The following is a 15,166-nucleotide window of genomic DNA, read 5'->3' as shown; positions in this document are numbered from 1 at the left end:
GGGCGCCTTAAGCGGCAATGACATTCAGGTTCTCGTTAGAATCATGTTCTACCTTTAGAACAATTCCAATCTAAGGAGATCCGATGCCTGCAAGATCCGCCTACTCCGTTCCGCAACGCATCCTTCATTGGCTTATGGCCATACTCATCTTCTTCAATCTCTTGTTTCCCGATGGCATGAATGCCTGGCGGCGTCTTATTCGCCATGGACAGACGCCGACGCCAGCCGATGTCGCCAGCGCCAATATCCACGCCTATGCCGGTATTGCTATCCTGTTGCTGGCTATCGTGCGCCTTGGCTTGAGGTTGGTATCCGATGTCCCAACGCCGCCGGATGATCAGCCCGCGTTCCTGCATTATATCGCCAGCGTAACGCACTTCCTGCTCTATGCGCTGATCTTCGCAATGCCTCTATCGGGAATAGCAGCCTACTATTTCGGCATCGACACGGCCGCCTTCGTCCATGGCGGTCCGATCAAGTCCCTGCTCTGGGCCGTTGTCGTCCTGCATATACTCGGTGCGCTCGTCCAGCATTTCTACTTCAGGTCGGACGTGCTGCGGCGCATGACGATCGGCTAGACTGGCTGCAAAAATGGCGGCTAAGCCGATTGGCCGCCAAAGTGCTTCTCGAAGGAGAAGAGAGCGGTCGGTAGTGCGCTGCCGCCCTGAAGCGCCAGATCCGCGAGGATTTCGCCCACCACGCTGGTGAACTTGAAGCCATGACCGGAGCAAGCCGAAGAAACAACCACATTCGCCTGCCCCGGCAATGTGTCGATCAGAAAATCCTCGCTCGGCAGCATTGTATAACGGCAGGTCGTCGCCCGCACGCGATATGAGGCCGCGTCCGGTAGACGCTTGCGGGCGAAACTGTCGAGCAGTTCGGTGTCGGTCTCGTTCACGGGCGGGTTGGGCACTTCCGGGTCGATGGGCTCCCGGAAATGCGCGTGGCGGCCGATCTTGACGCCGTCGATGCCGATCGCAGGGAAGCCGAAATAGGAGCCTTCGTCCCCTTCGTCGCGCAGGAAGCAGGGCATGCGCTGCGGCTCCGCCACGAAGCCATCCTTCGGCTGATACCAGGCGACCACCTGTCGGATCGGCTGCGCATTCGCCTTCAGCTGCGGCACAAGCTCTGCAATCCAGGCACCGGTGGCGACGACCACCTTGCGCGCCCGATATCTCCCGGTCGTGGAAATGACGGTCACGCCGGTGTCGTCAGGCTCGATTGCGACAACACGCTCGCCGAAATGCAGCACTGCTCCATCTTCCGCGGCAAGTCTCAAATAGCCCATGATAGCCGCCTCCGGGCGCACATAGCCGCCCTGCGGGTCCAGCAGCCCGATCTCGCCGTCCTCAAGTGCAAAGGCCGGGAAGCGGCGCTTCATGGCATCCTTGTCGAGTATCTCATGCGGCAATCCATGCATGTCACAGGATGCACGCGTGCCGCTGACGATCTTGCTGTCGGGCGCGCCGATCTGCAGAACGCCCGTGACGGTCAGGATCTCCGCACGCAGCCTCGCCTCGAGTGAGCGCCAGTTATGATAGGCCCGCTTCAGCAGCGGAACATAGGATGGATCTTCGAAGTAACCCAGCCGGATCAACCGGCTGTCGCCGTGTGACGAGCTGAGGGCATGCGCCGGAAAATGCGCTTCAATGCCGATTGCCGTTGCTCCTCGGGCCGCAGCCGACGACAGAGCAGCGCTCCCCATCGCGCCGAGACCGACAACGGCGACGTCGAATTCCACGGACATTCTATGCTCCAGTTTCACTTTCAGCGGGCGGCGCAGTCTGCGCGATCATGTCCCGCAGGCTCTCCATGTCGGTATTCAATGGACGGTCGTCGCCGTAAAGAGGAACGCGCGAACGGGCCATAGCATAAAGACGATCCGTTCCCGGTGCTCTCGTGGCCTTCGAAGCAAGGAAATCATGCGCCTGCGCCGCCGCCATCAGTTCGATCGCGAGGATATATTCGGCGTTGTCGAGGATCGCGAGCAGCTTGCCGGCGGCCGCCGTCGGATGCGCAAGAAAATCCTCTTGCAGACCCGATGTCAGGCCGCCATCGAGCGAGGCGGGAGCGGCGAGCCGCCGATTGTCGTTGCTGAGTGCAGCAGCCGTATATTGCGCGATCATGAAACCCGAATGGCTGCCGGCATCGCTTGCCAGAAACGGCGGCAACCCGCTGACAAGCGGATTGACCAGACGATCCATCCGCCGCTCACTCATGGCAGCAATCTGCGCGATCGCGATCGCGAGACTATCGGCCGCCTGACCGAGGGCCGGCGCGACGGCATGGGCTTCCGAAGAGACGACAGGCTGTTCGGGCGTACCCGAAACCGCCGGATTGTCCGTTACCGAGGCCAATTCCTGATCCACGATGCGGGCGGTCTGCTCGAAGACATCCCAAGCGGCGCCATGGGCGTGCGGCACCGATCTCAAGCTCAAGGCATCCTGCGTCCGTCGACCAAGGGCTGCGGCAACGAGGCCGCTACCTTGCAGGCGGCTGCGCAGCCTGCGGCCGACCTTGGCAATGCCTGCCGAAGGGCGCAGTGCGAGCACGGCCTCATCGAAGGCCGCCATCTGGCAACCGGCGGCTTCCAGCGTCAACGCGGCGATGGCATCGGCCCAATCGAGCAGGCGCTCGGCGCGGTAGACCGCTAGCGCCGACAATCCCGTGGCGCAAGCCGTACCGTTGACGAGGCTCAGCCCCTCCTTGGCGCCAAGCACCAGGGGGCTGAGACCGATCGTGGCAAGCGCCTGCGCACCGGTCATGGCCTTCCCCTTCACAACAGCCCGTCCCTCGCCGATCAAAACGAGCGCTGTATGGGCGTTGTGGGTCAAATAGCCAGCCGAGCCCTTGGAGGGCACTTCGGGGATGCAATCATGCTCGAGAAACGCCGCAAGATGCCGGATAATCTCAGGCCGCACGCCGGAATGGCCATGGGCGAAATTAGCAATCTGCGCCGCGATGATAGAGCGCACTTCGCACGGCGGCAGCAGAGGACCGACGCCGCAGGCATGGCTCATGATGATATTGCGCGAAAGACGGCTCTGCGAAGCGCGGTCGACAACGGTATCGGACAAGGCGCCGACGCCGGTATTGACGCCATAGGCACGCACGCCCGTCTCGACGATGCGCTCGACGATGCGGCTGGCCTGGTCGACACACTTCCAGGCCGCTTCAGACAAGGTCAGCGGTTCGCCGACGCCGATGCGAGCGACCTCGCGCCAGGATAGAGGCCTATCGATGGTGACGCTCATTGTCCGTTTCCGAAATGACCGATGAACTGGCGGAAGGCCGGCGATGCGCCGCCACCGAACATCTCGTCCGGAGTGCCGGTGCTTTCGACAAGGCCCTCCTTCATGAAGACGACGCGGTTGGAGACATTGCGGGCAAAGCTCATCTCGTGGGTCACAACGAGCATGGTCATGCCTTCCTCGGCAAGAGCGCGCATGACGCGCAGCACTTCGCCGACGAGCTCGGGATCGAGCGCCGATGTCGGTTCGTCGAACAGCATGACCTTGGGCTTCATGGCGAGCGCGCGGGCGATCGCCGCACGCTGCTGCTGACCGCCGGAAAGATGCGCTGGATAGGCATGGCGCTTGTCGGCGATACCGACCTTTTCCAGAAGCGCTTCGGCCTCGGCGATGCAGTCGGAGCGCGAGCGCTTCAGGACATGGATCGGCCCTTCGATCACATTCTGCAGGATCGTCATGTGGGACCAGAGATTGAAGCTCTGGAACACCATGCCGAGCTCGGAACGGATATGATCCACCTGCTTGTGGCTTGCCGGGCGGCTTTGGCCGTTCTTGTGGATCATGCGGATCTGCTCGCCGTCAACCCAGATCTCGCCGTCACTGGCGATCTCAAGCAGGTTGATGCAGCGGAGGAAGGTCGACTTGCCGGAGCCGGAGGCACCGAGCAAGGAGATCACGTCGCCATCCTGGGCATCGAGGGAAATACCGCGCAAAACTTCATGCGTGCCGAAGCTCTTGCGGATGTTGCGAACTGAAAGTCGGGTGACACCTGGCATGATTTGCCTGCTCCAATGAAGTCTTTAGGCCTTCAACGCCGCCGGAACGGCGCGGCGATGGCGGGACAGCGAATATTCCAGCAGGGCCATGGCCTGCAGAATGATGAAATTCAGCACGAGATAAATGATCGCCGCACAGAGAAAGACCTCCATGGTGCGATAGGTGTGCGAGATGAGACGTTGCGCAACGCCTGTCACTTCCCAAACGGTGACGAGACTGGCGAGCGCGGTCGACTTCATCATCAGCACGATCTCGGTGGAATAGGCCGGCAGAGCATGCCGGAAGGCGATCGGCGCGATGATGCGGCGTACGAGCAGCAGGCGGGACATGCCGATCGAGCGTGCCGCCTCGATTTCCTTCGGCGAAACGGCACGGATGCCACCGCGGAAAATCTCGGCCGTATAGCCGGCCGTGCACAGTGCCAGCGAAAGGATCGCGCAGACCACGGGCTCACGCAGGAAAGGCCAGAGGAACGAATAGCGGATGACGGAAAACTGCGCCAAGCCGTAGAAAATGAGGAACATCTGGATCAGCAGCGGCGAACCGCGAAAGACGAAGATATAGCCCTTGGCGAAACCAGACAGGATCGGATTGCCGCTGACGCGCATGGCGACGATAACGAGCGCTAAAAGGCCGCCCGATACGACCGACAGAGAGAACAGCAGCAACGTCATCGGCACTGCCTGCAGCAGCGTGATCATCGTGCTCGAGAGGAAGTCGAAATCCATGTCTTCCTCCTCAGGCCTGGCCGATGGTCGCAGCCGGCATGCTGCGGTTGGCGCGGCGTTCGGCGTTGTTGAAGATGCGATCCGACAGGCTGGTCAGGATCAGATAGAGGGTGCCGCCAACGATGAAGAACAGGAAATACTGGCGGGTGGAACCGGCAGCGACCTGGCTGGTGCGCATCAGTTCGGCAAGTCCCGTCACGGAGATCAGCGCCGAATCCTTCAGGCTGAGCTGCCAGACATTGCCGAGCCCAGGAATGGCATAGCGTATCACCTGCGGAATGATGATGCGGCGCAGGCGCAGGCCGCCATGCATGCCGATCGCTGAGGCCGCCTCCAATTCGCCCTTGGCAATGGCGAGATAGGCGCCGCGAAAAACTTCGGCCTGATAGGCGCCCGAAATGATGCCGACGGCAAGCGCGCCGGCCGCAAAGGAGGGCAGGCCGAGAAAGCCGTCATAGCCGAGCCATTTGCCGACTGAGGTGACCGCCGACGAACCGCCGAAATAGATGAGATAGATGATCAGAAGCTCCGGCACGCCGCGAAAGACGGTCGTGTAAACATTGCCGAGCGTCTTTAGGATCAGGTTGCCGGAGAGCTTCGCCGAGGCGACGATTGCGCCCAGCACCGCCCCGATCAACAACGCCGTCGCCGTGACGGCGAGCGTCATCAAGGCCGCGACGAGCAGCAGCGCGCCCCACCCGTTCGAGCCGAAGCCCAGCAATTGCAAGGTTGCCATAGCGTCCATTCCCCGTCCGTGGCAGTTTCAAGCGTCAGGATATCATACGGCCTCCGGCGGCAAAGCCGGAGACCGCGGCCGCGACCCGGAGGTCGCACCGATCAGTTCGGGCTGACGTCGACCTTGAACCACTTCATCGACAGGGTCTTGATGGTGCCATCGGCAAGTGCCGACTTGATCGCCTCATTCAGCTTGTCGCGCAGGTCGGTATCGGCCTTGCGGATGCCGAGGCCTTCGCCCTCGCCCCAGATGGAGCCGGCGATTTCCGGACCAGTGAAGGCGAGCGAGTCATTGGCGCTGGCAAAAGCGTTCGCGAAGTAGACCGCGTCGTCGAAACCGAGATCGATACGGCCGTTCTGCAGATCGAGGTCGCGGTCAGCACCGGTCTTGTATTCGCGGATCGTGGCGATCGAGCCGAAATTGTCATAGACGAACTTGGCATAGACCGTGGCGGCCTGAATGCCGATCGTCTTGCCCTTGAAGGCTTCCTTCAGCACGTCGATTTCTTTGACGCCGGTCTGGCCAGGGGTCATCTTGATCGTGGCGCCGGTGCCTGCAGCCTTGGCAAGCGGGCTGTCCTTGGCAGTTGCGAAGGCTGCCGGAGTAGCCGCGTAGGGAACGGTAAAGCCGATAACCTGCTTGCGCTCGTCGGTGATCGACAGCGCATCCATGATGACGTCAAACTTGCCGGCGTTGAGAGCCGGGATCATGCCGTCCCAATCGGAAGCGACCAGCTTGCAATCGATCTTGGCGCGCTCGCACAGGATCTTGGCGAGTTCCGGCTCGAAGCCGCCGAGCGTACCGTCGGCATTCGTCATGTTCCAGGGCGCATAGGCGCCTTCCAGGGTGATCGTCGCCGTCTTCCAGTCCTTGGCGACGGCGGGCGCCGTGAAGGCGACGGCAGCTACGACGCCTGACAAGAGAATTGCACTGAATTTCATCGTATAGAGCTCCTCTGAGGTTGAAATGGGCCTTGCAGCACTTCCTACCGATCTTCGCCGGCTTGCCCGCTTTTTTCCAATTTATTTTTGGATTGATTGCGAGGTTGTATAGGGTACCATATGAGATAATTTATGATATGCAAGTGGGAAAGTTGTTTTCGAGGCAGATTCAGGTCGTGCAAAGGGATTAATCAATGAAGCACTCCGGCGAGATGAAACGCGAACTGGCGGAAAACGACGCATCGCCGCTCTACGTCGGGGTCAAGCAAATGATACTCGATCGCATCCACAGCGGCGAGTGGCCACCCAAGCATCGCGTACCCTCAGAAAACGAACTCGTCACCGAACTCGGCGTCAGCAAGATGACGGCCAATCGCGCCCTGCGTGAGCTAGCTAACGAGGGCGAACTGGTCCGCATCCAGGGCGTCGGCTCCTTCGTTGCCGAGCGCAAAGGCGTGTCCGCCCTATTCGAAGTGCGCAATATCGCCGAAGAAATCGCCGAACGCGGCCATTCTCACCAGGCAACCGTGATCGTGCTTGCCCGCGAAGCAGCGTCACCTGACGTTGCCGACGCATTGGAATTGGACATTGGATCGTTCGTTTTCCACTCACTGATCGTGCACAGCGAGAACGGCGTGCCGGTGCAGATCGAGGACCGCCACGTCCACCCCGAAGCCGCTCCCGACTACCTGCAGCAGGACTTCACGGTCATGACGCCGAATGCCTATCTTTCGGACGTGGCCCCGCTCAGCGGCTCCGAACATGTGGTCGAATCGGTGATGCCGCAGGCCTGGGAATGCAAGCTGCTGACGATCCTCAAGACGGAACCCTGCCTGACGATCCGTCGGCGGACATGGTCGGCGCGCGGCGTCGTCTCCCTGGCGCGCCTCGTCTACCCCGGGCATCGCTATCGGCTGGAGAGCCAAAGCGGCAAGCCTTCAGATCGTTAGTTGTATATGGAAGATAAGATCACCTATTCGCTGCGCAGGAGCGTAGCTCAGGTGGCTGCGTTTCGCAGAACCCTGGATACGGGCGGCAAAGCTAAGAAATCTGCAACACGCATTCCATGAGCAGTGCCCCCAAAAGCAACCCCGCTACCGTGGCGAGCACTTTCAGGATCGCACGCTCGATCCGCAGACACTTTTCCGGCAGGACCGACGCCATCCCTTCGCTGATAGCGGCCACCGATATGCAGACGAGAGCAATAATGCGGCGGTCTTCAGGATAGGCCATGACGAACAGGAACCCCATAAGCCCAAAGGGAATGACGCTCTCGATGCTCGCCATCGCCATGAATGGATATTTCGCCCCGACCGGGACGACGGTGGTCAACACGACCAGACCGAGCACGGTCCAGGCAAGGGCGTGAGCGAGCAAAGTGAGTTCCATTAAGAAATCATAACAACAAGCCGCAAGTTTTCAAGCCGAAGGACTCGGCCTTGCGAGCCGAAGCTCAAGTCAACGGAGCCACGACCGCCGCTCGCCGAAAAAGGCCCAATAATGGCCCGCTGCCGCCAGCTCCATAGCGATGGAAATGGCAGCTTCGGCGGTTGACAAAAAGCCGCCGCATCGGATGTATCGTTGCTGCGATCTGCCAGCCAATCGTCCGTACGTTCTCGCAGACATCTTTCACAGACACGATGGGACCCGACCATGCCTGACGCAAATGCCGAGACGCAGCCAGCCACATGGCGCATCGTACTTGCCGCCATCTTCGACTTTCTGACCGCCTTCTTTGTTCTTGGCTATATCATTGCATCGATTTTCGGCGGCAAGACCGAAGACGGCTTTCAGCTTCACGGCCTGCCGGCCCTTCTGCTGTTCGCACTCATCGTTGCCTATTTCATCGTGTTCAACCGATTTCTCGGCGGCACCATCTGGAAACGCATATTCCGCGCCCGCCGCCCGTGAAGCGGGGCCGGCGCGGACGGGGCCGTTTCGATTGACGACTTTTCGAGATTCAAGCCGTCAGAGGCTACTCAGCAGCAGACTAGTCTCGCTGTTGGCGACACCGTCGATCATGCGGACCTCGCGCAGCACGCGGTCGAAATCCGAAAGGCTGATCGCGCGGATATTGGCAACGAGATCCCAGTTGCCGTTCGTGGTGTGAAGCGAATAGATCTCAGGCAAGCCTCGCAGCTTGCGAATAACCTGCGTGGTCGATTTTCCCACCACCTCGATCATCATGACGGCATGGACGGTTTGTTCGTCATAATCCTCCCGCACCCGCACGGTGAAGCCCATCAGCGTCCCGGTCTCGATAAGGCGATCCAACCGGTTCTGCACCGTGCCGCGCGCCACGCCCAAAACATCCGACAACTTGGAGAGCGAGGCGCGGCCATCGGCACGCAAATGACCGATAATGCGTCGATCGAGATCATCGGGAATATATTTGGCAACGGACATTCTAGAATCCAGACTCTGTCATTTTCACAATAGCAGCTATACAATCTGTACAGCACGATACCAGAACTGGCACAGTTTTGAGATTTCAGTCAATCGGCCTGCTTGTTACCCTGCTGGGAATAATCTGATCGAGGACACCAAAATGCCCGCACTGCTTCCGTCGGAAAAAGCTTTCATCCCCTTCGTCAGCGTCGAGAACATGATGCGGCTCGTCCATCATGTCGGCATAGAAGCCATGCTCGTCGGACTGACAGAGGCCGTCGAGGCGGACTTCCGCCGCTGGGATCTTTTCGACAAGACGCCACGCGTCGCCTCCCACTCTCATGATGGCGTCATCGAACTGATGCCGACGTCCGACGGCGCGGTCTACAGCTTCAAATATGTAAACGGGCACCCGAAGAATATGTCGCAGGGGCTGCAGACCGTGACCGCCTTCGGCCTGCTGGCGGAAGTGTCGACCGGCTACCCGGTGCTGCTGACGGAAATGACGCTGCTGACCGCGCTGCGCACTGCCGCCACCTCGGCCATGGCGGCCCGCCATCTCGCACCGGCGGGAGCTCGCATCCTGGCGCTGATCGGCAATGGCGCGCAGGCGGAATTCCAGGCTCTGGCGATGAAGGCGGTCCTCGGGATCGAAGAGGTTCGTCTCTATGACATCGATCCGAGGGCCACGGAAAAGACCGTGCGCAACCTTGGCGGAAAAGGCCTGCGATTGGTTCCCTGCACAACGGCGCAGGCGGCCATCGAAGGCGCCCACATCATCACGACCTGCACGGCCGACAAGCAGTTTGCCACGATCCTGACCGACAACATGGTCGGCGCCGGCGTCCATATCAACGCCATCGGCGGCGACTGCCCCGGCAAGACCGAGCTGCATCGCGATATCCTGCTGCGTGCCGATACTTTCGTCGAATATCCGCCGCAAACCCGCATCGAGGGCGAAATCCAGCAGATGGACCCGGACTATCCGGTAACCGAGCTCTGGCAGGTCGTGAACGGCCGCGCGCAGGGCCGACGCAGCGACACGCAGATCACCCTGTTCGACAGCGTCGGCTTCGCCATCGAGGATTTCTCCGCCTTGCGCTATGTGCGCGAAAAGCTGGCAGGTACGGATTACTTCCAGAAACTGGATATCATTGCCGACCCGGACGATCCGCGCGATCTGTTCGGTATGCTGCTCCGGGCGGAGTAAGGAAGCGCCGCGGCCGGCTATCTGTTCGTGAAGAACACCAGCCGCTGCGGCTCGCCGCATCACGTCTGCGTCAATAAGCGACGGCGAACAGGAAGCTCTGCCGTCATCGGCCAGGCGCTGTCACCCTATCCCAGGGAGAAGTTCAATATCTCCGGCCCGTCGATCAAGCTCGCGCCGAGAACTGTCGTCTCCATATCGCTTGCGCTGCACGAGCTGGCGACGAATGCCGCCAAATACGGCGCGCTTTCGGCGCCTGACGGGCGCGTCGCCATCGTTTGGTCCCTGGAAACCGGCGAGACGGAACGGCTCGTCCTGCGTTGGCAGGAAACAGGAGGGCCTATGGTCGAACCACCGACACGCAAGGGCTTCGGCTCAAGGCTGATCGAAAGCCTGCTGGCGGCAGAACTGAATGGCCAGGTCAATATCAGCTATGATCCGAACGGACTGATCTGCGAGGTCCATGCTGCGACCGGCATTGGCTGGGATCAGGGCTGAGCAGGAACCGTGTGACGCGGCCGCATGCGCCACGCGCATCGGCCTGTTCAACGCTGAATCTTCGGCCGCGTCGCAAGCACGTTGCGGATCGAGAAGCTCGAATGGATTCGCAGCACCCCCGGCAGGGTTGAGAGAATATCCTTGTGAATGCGCTCGAAGTCTCCGGCAGTGGCGACCTCCACACGCAGCAGATAATCGGACCCGCCCGTCATCAGAAAACACTCGCGGATCTCCGGATGCTTGCGAACCGCCGCCTCGAAACGATCGAGGTGATCCTCCGTCTGCCGCTCGAGCGTAATGTTGATGATGACGGCGATCGCCGCTTCGGCCTGCGACGTGTCTACGAGTGCCGTATAGCCCCGGATCACGCCTGCCTGCTCCATCAATTTGATGCGCCGCAGGCAGGCGGACGGCGACAGCCCGACCTCGCCCGCCAGCCAGGCATTGCTGACCCGGGCATCGAGGCGCAGCAGCCGAAGAATATTGCGATCGATCGCGTCGAGTGCGGCCATGTGGATTCTTTCAAAAATTCGTCGATCGTTTCAATATCAATGCAACTACACAACAATCAATCACTGTTTGATGGGTAATTTCACGATCATTTCAATAATCTCGCGCCGGAAGAATGAGGGCGGACATGGACGGCGGTGTAGTGGATTCGCGAACGTCAAAATTGACGATCGACAGAGGTGCTTGCGGTTATCTGACGGTCGATCTGGCCGCCTTGCGCCGGAATTACGAGAAGCTTTCCTCAATTGTTGCGCCAGCGCGCGCAGCTGCTGTCGTCAAGGCGGATTCCTATGGGCTTGGCGCAAACCAGGTTTCCAAAGCCGTGTACGGAAGGGGCTGCCGGCACTTCTTTGTCGCCCACTTCGTTGAAGCGCTGCGGCTGCGTCCGCACCTGCCACGCGATGCATCGATCTTCGTGCTGAACGGCCTAATGCCCGGTAACGAAATTGCTTGCGTGGAAGGTGGCGTCATCCCCGTCATCAATTCGTTCGATCAGCTGCAGCAGTGGTCGGAAACCGCTCGTTCCCTGCAACGCAAGCTTCCCGCTGTCCTGCAGTTCGATACCGGCATGTCGCGGCTCGGCATACCTCCGGAAGACAGAGCTGCCGTCGCAGCCTATTTGGCAACTGTCGACGATCTCGACATCCTGTTCATCATGAGCCACCTCGCTTCTGCCGACGAGGCCGATTGCGTGCAGAATGCCGATCAGCTTGCAGAGATGCGTCGCGTCGTGGAAGAATTCCCCGGTTACGATCTCTCCTTCGCCAATTCCGGCGGCATCTTCCTTGGCGGCGATTTTCATGGGGTATTGGTGCGGCCGGGCATTGCGCTCTATGGCGGCGCGCCGACCAGCGGCGTGCCAAATCCGATGGAGCCCGTCGTTCGCCTCGATGTCGCTGTGGTGCAGACGCGCACCGTTCCGGCCGGCACGCGCGTCGGTTATGGCGGCGTGCATGTGACGAAGACCGAGACCCGGCTTGCGACGATCGCGGCCGGCTACGCCGACGGTCTTCCCCGCAGCCTCAGCGACCGTGGTTCGGTTTATTACAACGGCGTGCGGCTGCCGATCGTCGGCCGCGTGTCGATGGACAGCACGACAATCGATATCAGCGCCTTGCCCGAAGGAACCCTGTCATTCGGAAACCTCGTAGAGGTCCTGGGAGATCATCAAACCATCGATGATATCGCCCGGGACGCCGGCTTGATTTCCTATGAAATCCTGACCAGTCTCGGCCATCGCTTCCATCGGCAATACCGCTGACCTTCCCATTGCTCAATTTACTGAGGACATCATGAAAGTCGTCGTTCTGGGTGCCGGCATTGTCGGCGTCACATCCGCCTATCAGCTCACCAAGGCAGGCCACGAAGTCACGGTCATCGACCGTCAGCAAGGGCCGGCGCTGGAAACGAGTTTTGCCAATGCGGGTGAAGTCTCCTTCGGCTATTGCTCGCCATGGGCGGCTCCCGGCATCCCCATGAAGGCGATCAAATGGCTGTTCATGCATCACGCGCCGCTCATCCTGCGCCCCAAGGTCGATGGCGCGATGCTGTCATGGCTCGTGAAGATGCTGTCGAACTGCACCTCGGAACGCTACGCGATCAACAAGAGCCGCATGCTGCGCCTTGCCGATTACAGCCGCATCTCGCTGGCTGCCGTCCGCGAAGAGACGGGCATTGCCTATGACGAACGCATGCAGGGCACGCTGCAGCTCTTCCGCACGCAGCAGCAGCTCGACGCCTCCGCCAAGGACGTCAAGGCTCTGGCGGCCGACGGCATTCCCTACGAAGTGCTCGATCCCGAGGGCTGCATCCGTGTCGAGCCGGCCTTGCGGCATGTTCGCGAAAAGATCGTCGGCGGCCTGCTGACCCCGAAGGACGAGACCGGCGACTGCTTCAAGTTCACCAACGCGCTCGCCGCCAAGGCAGTCGAATTCGGCGTCCGTTTCCAATACGGCACCGCGATCAAGGGGCTCGACGTTCAGGGCGGTCAGGTGCGCAGCGTCGTCACCGACCGTGGTCGTATGGATGCCGATGCTGTCGTCGTCGCGCTCGGCAGCTACTCGCCGATCATGCTCAAGCCCCTCGGCATCAAGCTTCCGGTCTATCCGGTTAAGGGCTACTCCCTGACGATCCCGATCGCCGATGCATCGCGCTCGCCGGAATCGACCGTGATGGATGAGACCTACAAGATCGCCATCACCCGCCTCGGCGATCGCATTCGCGTCGGCGGCATGGCTGAAATCTCCGGCTACACCAACGATCTCGGCCTTGCCCGGCGCAAAACGCTCGAGCATTCCGTCACCGACCTCTTCCCCGGCGGCGACGTCGCCAAGGCCTCCTTCTGGTCCGGCCTGCGGCCGATGACGCCGGATGGAACGCCGGTGATCGGGCCAACGAAGATCAAGGGGCTGTTCCTCAACACCGGACACGGCACGCTTGGCTGGACGATGAGCTCCGGCTCGGCGCGCGTCATCAGCGATCTCGTCAGCGGCCGCAAGCCTGATATCGACGCGACCGATCTCGCCGTCAGCCGCTACGCTTGATTAGGCACGCCTCATCCGCCATCCCTTTTTACACCTATGGGAATAATCTCCTCTCCCTGCAAGCGGCAGGAGAATCGCATATGAGGTCGGTCGTTGGTGCAACCTCCTTCTCCCCTCGGGGAGAAGGTGGCCCGAAGGGTCGGATGAGGGGGCCAAGCCTCCTTGAAATCAGGCACTTTCCCGCTCGCAGCTTCCCCCTCATCCGCCTGTCGGCACCTTCTCCCCGCTGGGGAGAAGGGGGCTCATATGTCCGCATGAGAGTCGAGTTCATCGCCCGCCGATACCAATCAATGCCTGGGAATGCGGGGTAGGAAGATCGTGAACAGACCGAGCAGAGGCAGGTAAGAGCAGATCGTATAGACGAAGGAAATGCCGTGCGTATCGGCAAAATCCCCGAGCGCTGCCGCGCCAAGTCCGCCTGCTCCGAAGGCGAAACCGAAGAAAATACCGCCGATCAATCCCACGCGACCCGGGATCAGCTCCTGTGCGAACACCACGATCGCTGGGAATGCCGAAGCGAAGACCAACCCGATTATGACGGTCAGAACACAGGTCCAGAACAGATCCGCATAGGGCATGAGCAGTGCGAAGGGAATGACGCCGAGGATGGAGAACCAGATCACGAAGCGTGCGCCGAGGCGGTCCCCCACCGGGCCGCCCATGATCGTTCCGGCGGCGACCGAGCCCAGGAACAGGAAGAGCATGAGCTGGGCATCGCGAACGTCGAGGTGGAACTTGTCGATGACATAGAAGGTGAAATAGCTCGAAATGCTCGCCATGTAGACGTTCTTCGTCGCCGTCAGCAGGATGAGGATCGCAAGCGCCCACATCGCCTTGCTGCGCGCGATCGGCAAGGTACGGTTGGGCACGGGACGGCTGGCCTGCTGGCGGCGATGGTTGACGTACCAGGTGCCGACCCAGCTCAGAACGATGAAGCCGATAACGGCCAGCACCGAAAGCCATGCCACGCTCTTCTGGCCGTGCTGAAGAACGAAGAATGCGGCAATCAGCGGCCCGATTGCCGAACCGGCATTGCCGCCGAGCTGAAACAGCGACTGGGCGAGGCCATGACGGCCGCCGGAGGCCAGACGCGCGACGCGCGAGGCTTCCGGATGGAAGACGGCCGAGCCGAAACCGATCAGGCAGGCAGCGCCCAGCAACATGGTGAAGCTTCCGGCATAGCCGAGCAGCAGGAGGCCCGCGAATGTGCTGACCATGCCCACAGGCAGCGAATAGGGCATCGGCCATTTATCGGTGACGATGCCGACAACAGGCTGCAACAGCGAAGCGGTGATCTGGAACATCATCGTCAGCAGCCCGATCTGCACGAAATCGAGCGCGTAATTCTCTCGGAACATCGGATAGAGCGACGACAGCAGCGATTGCATGATGTCGTTCAGCAGATGGCAGGTGCCGACCGCAATAACGACCGAGATCGTCGTCTTCTCAAATCGAGTTTGCGCACCCGAAAACGCCGCAACCATGGAGATTCCTTCCAGCGCCGGCGATTCCCACCGACCAAATTGTTCGATCCGCCTTTTACACGGCTTGTGGGTGACCTTCTTTCGTGTTTTGGTCCAATAGTTT

The 15,166-nt window shown here is 60.6% G+C and carries 17 protein-coding genes; 7 read left to right on the top strand and 10 right to left on the bottom strand.

Annotated elements, in window-relative coordinates:
• The first annotated feature begins 83 nt into the window (after positions 1-83).
• Positions 84-578: a cytochrome b gene (locus tag QD409_RS03230; protein WP_092845502.1), complete on the top strand. Its 495-nt coding sequence runs from the start codon at positions 84-86 to the stop codon at positions 576-578.
• A gap of 20 nt (positions 579-598) precedes the next feature.
• On the opposite strand, the gene solA is transcribed toward QD409_RS03230, so the two are convergent.
• From solA to QD409_RS03200, 6 genes are all read right to left on the bottom strand, one after another.
• Positions 599-1,747 carry an N-methyl-L-tryptophan oxidase gene (solA, locus tag QD409_RS03225; protein WP_430761894.1) on the bottom strand — a complete coding sequence of 383 codons (1,149 nt, stop codon included), beginning with the start codon at positions 1,745-1,747 and terminating at the stop codon, positions 599-601.
• Position 1,748: 1 nt separating this feature from the next.
• Entirely contained in the window at positions 1,749-3,254 is a 1,506-nt protein-coding gene (locus QD409_RS03220; RefSeq protein WP_092845500.1) for an HAL/PAL/TAL family ammonia-lyase, read from the bottom strand.
• The gene (locus QD409_RS03215; protein ID WP_092845498.1) at positions 3,251-4,027 is read right to left on the bottom strand and encodes an ABC transporter ATP-binding protein; all 777 of its coding nucleotides are present in this window, start codon (positions 4,025-4,027) and stop codon (positions 3,251-3,253) included. Before QD409_RS03215 ends, QD409_RS03220 begins: the two co-directional genes overlap by 4 nt.
• A 24-nt stretch (positions 4,028-4,051) precedes the next feature.
• Positions 4,052-4,756, bottom strand: coding sequence for an ABC transporter permease (locus tag QD409_RS03210; protein WP_092845496.1), 705 nt, complete (start codon positions 4,754-4,756; stop codon positions 4,052-4,054).
• Between the two features lie 10 nt (positions 4,757-4,766).
• Positions 4,767-5,492, bottom strand: a complete 726-nt coding sequence (locus QD409_RS03205) for an ABC transporter permease (protein ID WP_092845494.1) — start codon at positions 5,490-5,492, stop codon at positions 4,767-4,769.
• Positions 5,493-5,593: 101 nt separating this feature from the next.
• Positions 5,594-6,433 carry a transporter substrate-binding domain-containing protein gene (locus tag QD409_RS03200; RefSeq protein ID WP_004124716.1) on the bottom strand — a complete coding sequence of 280 codons (840 nt, stop codon included), beginning with the start codon at positions 6,431-6,433 and terminating at the stop codon, positions 5,594-5,596.
• Positions 6,434-6,627: 194 nt separating this feature from the next.
• On the opposite strand from QD409_RS03200, the gene hutC reads away from it, so the two are divergent.
• Entirely contained in the window at positions 6,628-7,383 is a 756-nt protein-coding gene (hutC, locus tag QD409_RS03195) for a histidine utilization repressor (RefSeq protein ID WP_092845492.1), read from the top strand.
• Between the two features lie 91 nt (positions 7,384-7,474).
• On the opposite strand, the gene QD409_RS03190 is transcribed toward hutC, so the two are convergent.
• Entirely contained in the window at positions 7,475-7,822 is a 348-nt protein-coding gene (locus QD409_RS03190; RefSeq protein WP_092845490.1) for a hypothetical protein, read from the bottom strand.
• A gap of 264 nt (positions 7,823-8,086) precedes the next feature.
• Between QD409_RS03190 and QD409_RS03185 the strand changes: the two genes are divergently transcribed.
• Positions 8,087-8,344: a hypothetical protein gene (locus QD409_RS03185; protein ID WP_092845488.1), complete on the top strand. Its 258-nt coding sequence runs from the start codon at positions 8,087-8,089 to the stop codon at positions 8,342-8,344.
• A gap of 57 nt (positions 8,345-8,401) precedes the next feature.
• Here the strand turns inward: QD409_RS03185 and QD409_RS03180 are convergent, their stop codons facing one another.
• Entirely contained in the window at positions 8,402-8,839 is a 438-nt protein-coding gene (locus tag QD409_RS03180; RefSeq protein ID WP_037154240.1) for an Lrp/AsnC family transcriptional regulator, read from the bottom strand.
• 142 nt (positions 8,840-8,981) lie between these two features.
• On the opposite strand from QD409_RS03180, the gene QD409_RS03175 reads away from it, so the two are divergent.
• Positions 8,982-10,031 (top strand): ornithine cyclodeaminase, encoded by a 1,050-nt coding sequence (locus tag QD409_RS03175; protein WP_092845486.1) that lies wholly within the window; start codon positions 8,982-8,984, stop codon positions 10,029-10,031.
• A gap of 27 nt (positions 10,032-10,058) precedes the next feature.
• Complete coding sequence (locus QD409_RS03170; protein WP_430761893.1) at positions 10,059-10,526, top strand: sensor histidine kinase; 468 nt, start codon at positions 10,059-10,061, stop codon at positions 10,524-10,526.
• A 47-nt stretch (positions 10,527-10,573) separates the two neighbouring features.
• Here the strand turns inward: QD409_RS03170 and QD409_RS03165 are convergent, their stop codons facing one another.
• Complete coding sequence (locus QD409_RS03165) at positions 10,574-11,038, bottom strand: Lrp/AsnC family transcriptional regulator (protein ID WP_092845484.1); 465 nt, start codon at positions 11,036-11,038, stop codon at positions 10,574-10,576.
• Positions 11,039-11,163: 125 nt separating this feature from the next.
• Here QD409_RS03165 and alr point away from each other — a divergent pair, with 125 nt between their 5' ends.
• Complete coding sequence (gene alr, locus QD409_RS03160; protein WP_092845482.1) at positions 11,164-12,297, top strand: alanine racemase; 1,134 nt, start codon at positions 11,164-11,166, stop codon at positions 12,295-12,297.
• A gap of 31 nt (positions 12,298-12,328) precedes the next feature.
• The gene (locus tag QD409_RS03155) at positions 12,329-13,579 is read left to right on the top strand and encodes a D-amino acid dehydrogenase (RefSeq protein WP_092845480.1); all 1,251 of its coding nucleotides are present in this window, start codon (positions 12,329-12,331) and stop codon (positions 13,577-13,579) included.
• A 287-nt stretch (positions 13,580-13,866) separates the two neighbouring features.
• On the opposite strand, the gene QD409_RS03150 is transcribed toward QD409_RS03155, so the two are convergent.
• Positions 13,867-15,063, bottom strand: a complete 1,197-nt coding sequence (locus QD409_RS03150; RefSeq protein WP_092845478.1) for an MFS transporter — start codon at positions 15,061-15,063, stop codon at positions 13,867-13,869.
• Positions 15,064-15,166: the final 103 nt, after the last annotated feature.

The organism is Rhizobium sp. BR 315 (genome assembly GCF_050577975.1).
Lineage (GTDB): Bacteria > Pseudomonadota > Alphaproteobacteria > Rhizobiales > Rhizobiaceae > Rhizobium > Rhizobium miluonense.
This window is presented reverse-complemented; position numbering and strand designations above follow the sequence as displayed.

Excerpts from the sequence above, each read along its gene's own strand:
- QD409_RS03230 (WP_092845502.1), top strand. The coding sequence starts at position 84 with ATGCCTGCAAGATCCGCCTACTCCGTTCCGCAACGCATCCTTCATTGG.
- solA (WP_430761894.1), bottom strand. The coding sequence starts at position 1,747 with ATGTCCGTGGAATTCGACGTCGCCGTTGTCGGTCTCGGCGCGATGGGG.
- QD409_RS03220 (WP_092845500.1), bottom strand. The coding sequence starts at position 3,254 with ATGAGCGTCACCATCGATAGGCCTCTATCCTGGCGCGAGGTCGCTCGC.
- QD409_RS03215 (WP_092845498.1), bottom strand. The coding sequence starts at position 4,027 with ATGCCAGGTGTCACCCGACTTTCAGTTCGCAACATCCGCAAGAGCTTC.
- QD409_RS03210 (WP_092845496.1), bottom strand. The coding sequence starts at position 4,756 with ATGGATTTCGACTTCCTCTCGAGCACGATGATCACGCTGCTGCAGGCA.
- QD409_RS03205 (WP_092845494.1), bottom strand. The coding sequence starts at position 5,492 with ATGGCAACCTTGCAATTGCTGGGCTTCGGCTCGAACGGGTGGGGCGCG.
- QD409_RS03200 (WP_004124716.1), bottom strand. The coding sequence starts at position 6,433 with ATGAAATTCAGTGCAATTCTCTTGTCAGGCGTCGTAGCTGCCGTCGCC.
- hutC (WP_092845492.1), top strand. The coding sequence starts at position 6,628 with ATGAAGCACTCCGGCGAGATGAAACGCGAACTGGCGGAAAACGACGCA.
- QD409_RS03190 (WP_092845490.1), bottom strand. The coding sequence starts at position 7,822 with ATGGAACTCACTTTGCTCGCTCACGCCCTTGCCTGGACCGTGCTCGGT.
- QD409_RS03185 (WP_092845488.1), top strand. The coding sequence starts at position 8,087 with ATGCCTGACGCAAATGCCGAGACGCAGCCAGCCACATGGCGCATCGTA.
- QD409_RS03180 (WP_037154240.1), bottom strand. The coding sequence starts at position 8,839 with ATGTCCGTTGCCAAATATATTCCCGATGATCTCGATCGACGCATTATC.
- QD409_RS03175 (WP_092845486.1), top strand. The coding sequence starts at position 8,982 with ATGCCCGCACTGCTTCCGTCGGAAAAAGCTTTCATCCCCTTCGTCAGC.
- QD409_RS03165 (WP_092845484.1), bottom strand. The coding sequence starts at position 11,038 with ATGGCCGCACTCGACGCGATCGATCGCAATATTCTTCGGCTGCTGCGC.
- alr (WP_092845482.1), top strand. The coding sequence starts at position 11,164 with ATGGACGGCGGTGTAGTGGATTCGCGAACGTCAAAATTGACGATCGAC.
- QD409_RS03155 (WP_092845480.1), top strand. The coding sequence starts at position 12,329 with ATGAAAGTCGTCGTTCTGGGTGCCGGCATTGTCGGCGTCACATCCGCC.
- QD409_RS03150 (WP_092845478.1), bottom strand. The coding sequence starts at position 15,063 with ATGGTTGCGGCGTTTTCGGGTGCGCAAACTCGATTTGAGAAGACGACG.